The organism is Nocardioides sp., assembly GCF_041913365.1.
In the GTDB taxonomy this organism is placed as follows: domain Bacteria; phylum Actinomycetota; class Actinomycetes; order Propionibacteriales; family Nocardioidaceae; genus Nocardioides.
On sequence record NZ_JAYSFM010000006.1, the window covers coordinates 68,370 to 77,472 of the forward strand.

8 protein-coding genes and 1 pseudogene are annotated in these 9,103 nt (G+C 73.6%); all 9 read left to right on the forward strand.

All coding sequences use genetic code 11. The features are described from left to right. Positions 1-26: 26 nt before the first annotated feature. Positions 27-686 carry a fasciclin domain-containing protein gene (locus ACE3QY_RS15100; RefSeq protein WP_374456858.1) on the forward strand — a complete coding sequence of 220 codons (660 nt, stop codon included), beginning with the start codon at positions 27-29 and terminating at the stop codon, positions 684-686. A 37-nt stretch (positions 687-723) separates the two neighbouring features. Further along, positions 724-1,329, forward strand: coding sequence for an ECF RNA polymerase sigma factor SigK (gene sigK / locus ACE3QY_RS15105; RefSeq protein ID WP_374456859.1), 606 nt, complete (start codon positions 724-726; stop codon positions 1,327-1,329). Continuing rightward, a complete protein-coding gene (locus ACE3QY_RS15110; RefSeq protein ID WP_374456860.1) occupies positions 1,326-2,051 on the forward strand; it encodes an anti-sigma factor domain-containing protein in 726 nt (241 codons plus the stop codon). Before sigK ends, ACE3QY_RS15110 begins: the two co-directional genes overlap by 4 nt. Continuing rightward, complete coding sequence (locus ACE3QY_RS15115) at positions 2,048-4,102, forward strand: FAD-dependent oxidoreductase (RefSeq protein WP_374456861.1); 2,055 nt, start codon at positions 2,048-2,050, stop codon at positions 4,100-4,102. The genes ACE3QY_RS15110 and ACE3QY_RS15115 overlap by 4 nt, the downstream gene beginning before the upstream one ends. Next, positions 4,099-5,442 carry a class I SAM-dependent methyltransferase gene (locus tag ACE3QY_RS15120; protein WP_374456862.1) on the forward strand — a complete coding sequence of 448 codons (1,344 nt, stop codon included), beginning with the start codon at positions 4,099-4,101 and terminating at the stop codon, positions 5,440-5,442. Before ACE3QY_RS15115 ends, ACE3QY_RS15120 begins: the two co-directional genes overlap by 4 nt. Further along, positions 5,439-6,746, forward strand: a complete 1,308-nt coding sequence (locus tag ACE3QY_RS15125; protein ID WP_374456863.1) for a class I SAM-dependent methyltransferase — start codon at positions 5,439-5,441, stop codon at positions 6,744-6,746. The genes ACE3QY_RS15120 and ACE3QY_RS15125 overlap by 4 nt, the downstream gene beginning before the upstream one ends. Further along, positions 6,743-7,525, forward strand: coding sequence for a DUF1295 domain-containing protein (locus ACE3QY_RS15130; RefSeq protein ID WP_374456864.1), 783 nt, complete (start codon positions 6,743-6,745; stop codon positions 7,523-7,525). Before ACE3QY_RS15125 ends, ACE3QY_RS15130 begins: the two co-directional genes overlap by 4 nt. A gap of 74 nt (positions 7,526-7,599) precedes the next feature. Then, positions 7,600-8,151, forward strand: a complete 552-nt coding sequence (locus tag ACE3QY_RS15135) for an RNA polymerase sigma factor (RefSeq protein ID WP_374456865.1) — start codon at positions 7,600-7,602, stop codon at positions 8,149-8,151. Between the two features lie 33 nt (positions 8,152-8,184). Then, positions 8,185-9,103, forward strand: a pseudogene (locus tag ACE3QY_RS15140) (hypothetical protein); the annotation flags it as partial.

Below are 9,103 nucleotides of genomic sequence, written 5' to 3' on the forward strand. Positions count from 1 at the left end.
TGTGGCCCCCACCGAAAGGCAACGCCATGAACACCAAGCTTCGCACCCGCACGATGGGCCTCGCCGCCCTCGCCCTGACCGCGACGATGGGCCTGTCGGCCTGCGGCAGCGAGGACGACGGCGGCACCACTGCCTCCGACGACACCACCTCGTCGGCCCCCATGGAGTCGGAGTCGCCCTCCGAGGAGCCCATGGAGTCCGAGGAGCCGATGGCCGCCGGCCCGTTCGGTCCCGCCTGCGCGCAGGTCCCCACCGAGGGTGAGGGCTCCGTCGAGGGCATGGCCGACGACCCGGTCGCGACTGCCGCGTCCAACAACCCGCTGCTCAAGACGCTGGTCGCGGCGGTGACCCAGGCCGGCCTGGTCGACACCCTCAACTCCGCGCAGGACATCACCGTCTTCGCGCCGACCGACGAGGCGTTCGCCAAGATCCCGAAGAAGGACCTCAACGCCCTCCTCAAGGACAAGAAGGCGCTGACCACCGTGCTCACGCACCACGTGGTCCCCGGTCGCCTCACCCCGGAGGACGTGGCCGGCGAGCACGAGACGCTCGCGAAGGACATGATCACCGTCGAGGGCTCCGGCGAGGAGTTCACCGCCGAGGGCGCCAACGTCGTGTGCGGCAACGTGCAGGTCGCGAACGCCAACGTGTACCTGATCGACTCGGTGATGATGCCGCAGATGTGACTCGTCCCCCCGACGATCACTACGCAAGGATGCTGACGTGGACCACGTGAGGCCCGTACCGGACGGGGCGCCCCAGGGCGCCCCGTCCGCGGGCGACGCATCCCGGCTGGCCGACCTGCTCCGCCGGTCCGGGCTCGGGGACGAGGCGGCCTTCGCCGAGTTCTACGACGCCACCTCGGCCCGGGCCTACGGCCTCGCCCTGCGCGTCGTACGCAACCCGGCGCACGCCGAGGAGGTCACCCAGGAGGCCTACCTCGACGCGTGGCGCTCGAGCGCCAGGTACGACGCCGGGCGCGGCAGCGCGGCCGGCTGGTTCCTGACGATCGTGCACCGCAAGGCCGTCGACCGGGTCCGCTCGGTCGAGGCGGCCACGGCCCGCGACGAGGGCTGGAACCGCGAGACCGCGCCGGTCGACCACGACCAGACCTCCGAGACGGCCCACGCGTCGCTCGAGGCGGCCCGGGTCCGCAGCGCGGTCGCCACGCTGACCGACGTGCAGCGCCGGGCCGTCGAGCTGACCTACTTCGGCGGCTACACCCACACGGAGGTCGCCACCCTCCTCGACGTGCCGCTCGGCACCGCCAAGACACGAATACGCGACGGACTGATCCGGCTGCGAGACCTGATGGGAGTTGGCTCATGAGTTCCAGTGACATCCACAAGCTCACCGGGGCCTACGCCGTCGACGCCCTGGACGACCTCGAACGTGCTCGCTTCGAGCAGCACCTGTCGGGTTGTGAGGACTGCCGCGCCGAGGTCGCCGAGCTGCTCGAGACCACCGCCCTGCTGGCCGAGACCACCGCCACCCCACCACCGGCGTCGCTGCGGGACTCGGTGCTCACCGGCATCTCCCAGGTCCGCCCCCTCCCGCCCGAGGTGCCCCGTCCCGTCGAGCCCGCCGGCCGAGGTGCCTGGGTCCCGCTGCTCGTCGCCGCCGCACTGGCGCTGGTCGTCGGCATCGGCGCGATGGTCGCCCAGCCGTGGGCCGACGACGACCGCGCGCCGGGCAACCTGACCGCCGCCGAGCAGGTGCTCCAGGCCGACGACGCCCAGGAGGTCTTCGTCGACCTCGGTGAGGCCGGGCGGGCGACCGTCGTCCGGTCGAAGTCCGTCGACCGCGCCGTGATCGTCACCGAGGACATGGTCGCCGCGCCGTCGGGCAAGGCCTACGAGCTGTGGTTCCAGACGCCCACCGAGGACATGGTCCCCGCCGGGATGATGCCCGAGGGCGCCGACCAGACCATGGTGCTCGAGGGGTCGGCCGCCACCGCGATCGCGGTCGGGATCACCGTCGAGCCGGAGGGCGGCTCACCGAAGCCGACCACCGAGCCCATCGCGCTCTTCGACCTCAGCGAGGCCACGTGAGCGCGCCGGAACGACGCCGGGTCGCCGTCGTCGGCTCCGGCGTCGCCGGCCTGACCGCTGCCTGGGTCGCGTCGCGCACGGCGCACGTCACGCTCTACGAGGCCGACGACCGCCTCGGCGGCCACGCCGACACCCACCGGGTGGCCACGCCGGACGGCGAACTCGCGATCGACACCGGCTTCATCGTGCACAACCGGCGCACCTACCCGACGCTGCTCCGCCTCTTCGCCGAGCTCGGCGTCGCGACCCAGCCGTCGGAGATGTCGCTGTCGGTCAGCGACGCCGGCACCGGTGTCGAGTACGCCGGCGCACTCGGCCCGCGCGGCCTCTTCGCCCGGCCCTCGTCGCTGGCGTCCCGCGACCACTGGCGGATGCTGCTCGAGATCCCGCGCTTCCACCGTCGGGCACGGGCCCTGCTCGCCGCCCCCTCGGGTAGTTCGGGACGTTCTGGTAGGAAATCGGACCAGGACCCGCCCACTTCGTCCCGAACTACCCCGACGGACGAGCTCACGCTGCGCGACTTCCTCGCCGAGGGCGGCTTCTCCGCCGGCTTCGTCCGGCACTTCATGGAGCCGCTCGTCGCTGCGGTGTGGTCGTGCGACCCGGCGACCTCGCTCGACTACCCAGCGCGCTACCTCTTCACCTTCCTCGAGCACCACGGGATGCTCGGCGTCTTCGGCTCCCCGCAGTGGCGGACGGTGACCGGTGGCTCGGCGACGTACGTCGCCGCGGTCGCGGCCGGGCTCGACGACGTCCGGGTCGAGACGAAGGTGACGTCGGTGCGCGAGCTCGCCGACGGGGTCGAGGTCACCGACGGCAGCGGCGCGACCACCACGTTCGACGCCGTCGTCGTCGCCACCCATCCCGCCCAGGCGCTCGCGATGCTCGAGGCGCCGACGGCCCTCCAGCGCGAGCTGCTCTCCGCGATGCCCTACAGCAGCAACCCGGCGCTCCTCCACACCGACACCTCGCTGCTGCCCGCGGCCCCGAACGCCCGGGCCTCGTGGAACTTTCACCGCCCGGCGGGCCAGCATGCGAGCGGCGTCACGGTCACCTACGACCTCACCCGGCTCCAGCGGCTCCCCACCGACACCCACTACCTCGTCACCCTCGGCGGCGAGGACCTCGTCGACCCGGCGACGGTGATCGACCGGATGGAGTACGAGCACCCGCTCTACACACCCGAGTCGGTCGCGGCCTCGCGCCGGCTGCCGGAGATCAACAGCGCCCGGATCGCCTTCGCCGGCGCCTACCACGGCTGGGGCTTCCACGAGGACGGCTCACGGTCGGGCCTGGCCGCGGCCACGCACCTCGGCCTGCCGTGGCCCCGAGCGACGCACGTGGTGCCGGAGCCGGGACGCTTCGAGACCACGATCCGCCACACCCGCCGCACGCCGTTCGCCCGCAGCTTCGAGCACGCCTCGACCTTCTGGCTGGTGGACCTCGACGACCTGCCCGACCACGGCCGGCTGGCGCGCTTCGAGGCCCGGGACCACCTCGGGTCGCCCGACCGCACGCTGCGGCACAACGTGGAGGCGTTCCTCGCCGACAACGGCGTCTCGCTCGGCGAGGGCGGTGGCCGGATCCTCATGGCCGCCCACCCCCGCTCGCTGGGCCACTGCTTCAACCCGATCAGCGTGTTCTGGTGCTTCGACGACTCCGGCGCCCAGGCGGGCGTCGTCGTCGAGGTGCACAACACCTACGGCGACCGGCACGCCTACCTCGTCCACCCCGACGAGCAAGGCCGCGCGCAGACGGAGAAGGCGATGTACGTCTCGCCCTTCCACGGCGTCGACGGCACCTACGACGTCGCCGTCCCGCTGCCGACCGACCGGCTGCACGTCGCGGTGACCCTCCGCGGTCACGACGAGGGCAGCTCCGCCCCGTTCAGCGCCAGCCTCACCGGCACCCGCAGCGACATCCCGGTCCGCCGCACCCTCGGCGCCGCGATGCGCGGCAGCCTGCTGATCCGCGCGCACGGCGTCTGGCTGTGGGCGCGCCGGCTCCCCGTCCGTCCCCGACCCGGCCACCGCCAGGAAGGCGTCCGATGACCCTCGAGAAGAACCCCCGCACCGCCGAGCAGAGCCTCCCCGCCCTCGAGCCCCTGACCCGCACCCCCCGCACCGTCGTCTCCGCAGCCGTGGCACGCCGGCTCTTCCGCAGCGCCGTGGCCAGGCTGGACGTCACGGTGGTCGAGGAGCCCAGCGGCCGCCGGCTCGGCCGGGGTGGGCCGACCATGCGTCTGCACCGTCCCGACGAGTTCTACGCGCGCCTGGGCCGCGACGGACTGATCGGCTTCGGCGAGTCCTACCTGACCGGGGCGTGGGACGCCGAGGACCTCGCCGGCTTCCTCACCGTCCCGGCGGCCCGCATCGCCACGCTCGTCCCGGACTCGTTGCAGCGGTTGCGCGCCCTCGTCACCCACCGCATGCCCGGGCACCACCGCAGCACCGAGGCCAACAGCCAGGCCAACATCGCCCACCACTACGACCTGTCCAACGAGCTCTTCGCGCTCTTCCTGGACGAGACGCTCTCCTACTCCTCCGCCCTCTTCGACACCTCCCTCACTCGCACCGGCAAGGGACCCGGCTCCGTCGGTGATCACCTGGTCGCCACTCCACCAGAGCCCACCGACAGCAGGGACGCCCGTCTCCACAGCCCCGATCTCGCCGAGGCGCAGGCCGCGAAGATCGAGCGGATGCTCGACGAGGCCGGGGTCACCGACGGCACCCGCGTGCTGGAGATCGGCACCGGCTGGGGCGAGCTCGCCATCCGCGCCGCCCGCCGCGGCGCGACCGTCCACACGATCACGCTGTCGGTCGAGCAGCTCGGGCTGGCCGAGGATCGGATCGCGGCCGCCGGGCTCGCCGACCGGGTGACGGTCGAGCTGATGGACTACCGGTCCCTCGCGGCCCGCGGGACGACGTACGACGCGGTGCTGTCGGTGGAGATGATCGAGGCCGTCGGCCACGAGTTCTGGGACACCTACTTCGCGACCCTCGACGCGGTGCTCGCGCCGGGCGGGCGGGTCGCGATCCAGGCGATCACCATGCCCCACGATCGGATGCTCGCCACCCGCGGCGGCCACACCTGGATCAACAAGTACGTCTTCCCCGGCGGCTTCCTGCCCAGCGTCGAGGTGATCGACCAGGTCACCCGCGACGCGACCACGCTGCGGCTCACCGACCAGCTCGAGATGGGCAGCCACTACGCCGAGACCCTGCGCCGCTGGGACCGTCGCTTCCTCGCCCAGCGCGACGCCGTCCTGGCGCTCGGCTTCGACGAGACCTTCATGCGGATGTGGCACTTCTACCTCGCCTACTCCCAGGCCGGGTTCGCCAGCGGCTACATCAACGTCTCGCAGCTCACCTTCACCCGGGAGGCCCCGTGACCAGCACCACCCAGCGGCCGGTGACGGCTGGCATCGCGCACCGCCTCGCCGACGCGGTGCGGCCCTTCATCGGCGGCGAGCTGCCCGTGCGCCTCGAGGCGTGGGACGGCTCGGTCGCCGGTCCGGACGACGCGCCGCTGGTGGTGCTCCGCTCCCCCGACGCGCTGCGCCGGCTGCTCTGGCACCCGGGTGAGCTCGGGGCCGCGCAGGCCTACGTGACCGGCGAGCTCGACGTGCCCGAGCAGGACGGCTGGGACCTCGGCTCCGCCCTGACGCACGCCTTCGCGGTGGGCGCCGAGCGCGGCCTGTCCGGCGTACGCCTCTCGCCCCGCGCGCTCCTCGACGCGGTCCGCACCGCCGCCGGCCTCGGTGCGCTCGGTCGCCCGCCCGCACCGCCCGCGTCGCAGGCGCGGATCTCGGGACGGCTGCACAGCCTGGCCCGTGACCGGTCGTCGATCAGCCACCACTACGACCTCTCCAACGAGTTCTACTCGTTGATCCTCGAGCCGCAGATGGCCTACAGCTGCGGCTACCACGCCACGCCGGACGTGCCACTCGAGGAGGCGCAGCGCGCCAAGCTCGACCTGGTCTGCACCAAGCTCGGGCTCGAGCCGGGCATGCGGATGCTGGACGTCGGCTGCGGCTGGGGCTCGCTGTCGCTGCACGCGGCGCAGCACTTCGGCGCGCAGGTCACCGGCGTCACCATCTCGGCGGAGCAGAAGGCCTTCATCGACGCCCGGATCGCCGAGCGCGGCCTCACCGACCGCGTCGAGATCCGGCTCCAGGACTACCGCGAGGTCCCCGAGCGCGACCACTTCGACGCCGTCGGCTCGCTGGAGATGGGCGAGCACGTCGGCGCCCGCAACTACCCGGCGTACGTCGAGGTGCTGCGGCGCGCGGTGCGGCCCGGCGGGCGGGTGCTGGTCCAGCAGATGTCGCGACAGGGGGCCGGTGGCGGCAGGCACCCCGGCGGCGGGCCGTTCATCGAGTCGTTCATCGCCCCCGACATGACGATGCGCCCGGTCGGGGAGACCATCGCGCTGATCGAGGCCGGCGGCCTCGAGGTGCGCGACGTCCACGCCCTGCGCGAGCACTACGTCCTCACCGTCGCCGGCTGGATGGAGAACTTCGAGGCCCACCTGCCGCGCCTGCGCGAGCTCGTCGGCGAGGAGGTCGTCCGCGTCTGGCGGCTCTACCTCGTCGGCGGCGCGCTCGCCTTCCGCGACGGTCGGATGGGGGTCGACCAGGTCCTGGCCGTGCGCCCGGGTGCGGCGCACAGCCTCGCGCCGGTCCGGGGCTGGTGAGCGCCGTGGTCCAGGTGCTCGTCGCGCTGCTCGCCGCGGCCGTTGTCATGGGGGCGACGGCGGTGGTGAGCCGCCGGCTCGACCGGGTGGCCGTCGTCGACGTGGCGTGGGGGCTGTCTTTCGTGGCGATGGCCGTCGTGCTCGCGCTCGTCTGGCCCGACACCCACTCGTGGCTGCTGGCCGGGCTGGTCGTCATCTGGGGCGGCCGGCTGGCTTGGCACATCGGCCGCCGCTCGCGCGGCCACGGCGAGGACCCGCGCTACGAGAAGATGCTCGGCGGTCCCGGCTGGTCCTCCGGTGCCGGACGCGTGATCGGCAAGGTCTTCCTGACGCAGGCGGTGGTCTCGTGGGTGATCGCCGCCCCCGTCCAGGCCGCGGCGATCGCCGAGGTCCGCTGGTGGCCCGTCGTGTGGGTCGGCGTCGCCGTGTGGGCGGTCGGCGTCTTCTTCGAGGTGGTCGGCGACGCCCAGCTCGAGGCCTACAAGGCGCAGCCCCGCGAGTCGCGGCCCCGCATCCTCGACACCGGCCTGTGGGGCTGGAGCCGCCACCCCAACTACTTCGGCGACGCCTGCGTCTGGTGGGGGTTGTGGATCGCCGGCGGCCTGGCGCTCGGCTGGCTGCCCGGCCTGCTCACCGTGTGGGCGCCCGCCGCGATGACGTACTTCGTGCGCAACGTGACCGGCGCCAGGCTCCTCGAGCGGACCATGTCGCAGCGGCCGGGGTGGGAGGCGTACGCCGCCCGCGTGCCGCTGTTCGTCCCGCGCCCGCCGCGCCCCTGACCACCTTTGGGGATCCTCACGCCCGGTGACATTCGGCCCTGTCGGGGGTCGGTGCCCGTGTGCACACTCGTCCCGTGGCGAGGGAGGACGGGCTCGACTCTGCCGTCGCGGCCATGCGTAGTGGTGACGAGGCGGCGTTCCGGCGCGTCTACCGGGCGGTGCAGCCGCCCCTGCTGCGCTACCTGACCGTCCTGGTCGGCGCTGCCGACGCCGAGGACGTGGCCAGCGAGGCCTGGGCGCAGGCCTTCCGCGACCTCGACCGCTTCGAGGGAGACGCCGACGGCTTCCGTGGCTGGATCACCACGATCGCGCGCAACCGGGCGCTCGACCACCTGCGCCACGCCCGGCGGCGACCGACCTCGGACGAGCCGGTGGAGCGGATGGTCGAGCTGCGGGACGACTCCGACGTGGAGGGTGACACCCTCGGCCGGGTCCAGTCGGAGGCGGTGCTCGCGCTGATCGCGACGCTGCCGCGCGACCAGGCAGAGGCCGTCATGCTCCGCACCGTCCTCGGCTTCGACGCACCCACGGCCGCCCGGATCCTGGGCAAGCGGCCGGGGGCGGTCCGGGCGGCTGCCCACCGGGGGCTGCGGCAGCTCGCGAAGAAACTTTCCGAGGAGCCATAACACTTCGGCGCGCCGCGACGCTGAGGGTGTGAGATGACGACTCGGGACGACCGCCTGTCCCGCCGAGACGCCGAGCGCCTGCTCGCGGATCCGGCGGCGTCCGGCAGCGCCCTCGGCACGGCCCTCGTCGCCGCGTCCGCACCTGCCCGTCCGGCCGAGCTCCGGCGTGAGGCGTCCACCGTGTCGACGTTCCACGCGGCACGGCTCTCCCCACCGCCGGCCACCCGGGACCACTACGTCTCGCCGACCCGGCTCGGGCGCCGGGTCGCCGCCCGTCTCGTCGTCGCCACCGGGACCGTGCTCGCGCTCGCCTCGGGCGGCCTCGCGATCGCCAACGGCGTACGCCTCGACGACCTGCCGGGGCTGGCCGCCGGCGGCGCCGCGCAGTCGGTCGCGGGACCGTCCGACGACGACTCGCGCAGCGCCGACCCCCGGACCACGAAGCCGCCGACCGCGAAGAAGCACCCGCCACGCTCGTCCCGGGGCGGCACGGGGCCGGGGTCGGAGGGCAGCTCGAAGGGCAGCACGTCGCCGGACACCTCGGTCGCACCCGAGGCCCCGACCGTCCCCCGTCCCGACAGCCCTTCCAGCGCGCCGCCCGACACCCAGGCCACCCGCCTGCTCGAGCGGGTCTGCCAGGACGTGCTGGACCGGGACGACGACCGCTGGGCCCGCCACGACGGAGCCCACGACGATGCCCTCGCCACGCTCACCGACCTCGCCGGCGGCCGGGCCGAGATCGTCGACTTCTGCGTGGCGTTCCTCGGCACCCTCCCCGCCTCCGACGAGGACCCGGGCGCGGACCGTGACCGCGACGGCGACCGGGACTGGGACCGCGACGGCGACCGGGACTGGGACCACGACGGCGACCGGGACTGGGACCACGACGGCGACCGGGACTGGGACCACGACGGCGACCACGACTGGGACCACGACGGCGACCACGACTGGG

Coding starts and splice junctions, on each gene's coding strand:
- ACE3QY_RS15100 (WP_374456858.1), top strand. CDS start 27: ATGAACACCAAGCTTCGCACCCGCACGATGGGCCTCGCCGCCCTCGCC.
- ACE3QY_RS15110 (WP_374456860.1), top strand. CDS start 1,326: ATGAGTTCCAGTGACATCCACAAGCTCACCGGGGCCTACGCCGTCGAC.
- ACE3QY_RS15120 (WP_374456862.1), top strand. CDS start 4,099: ATGACCCTCGAGAAGAACCCCCGCACCGCCGAGCAGAGCCTCCCCGCC.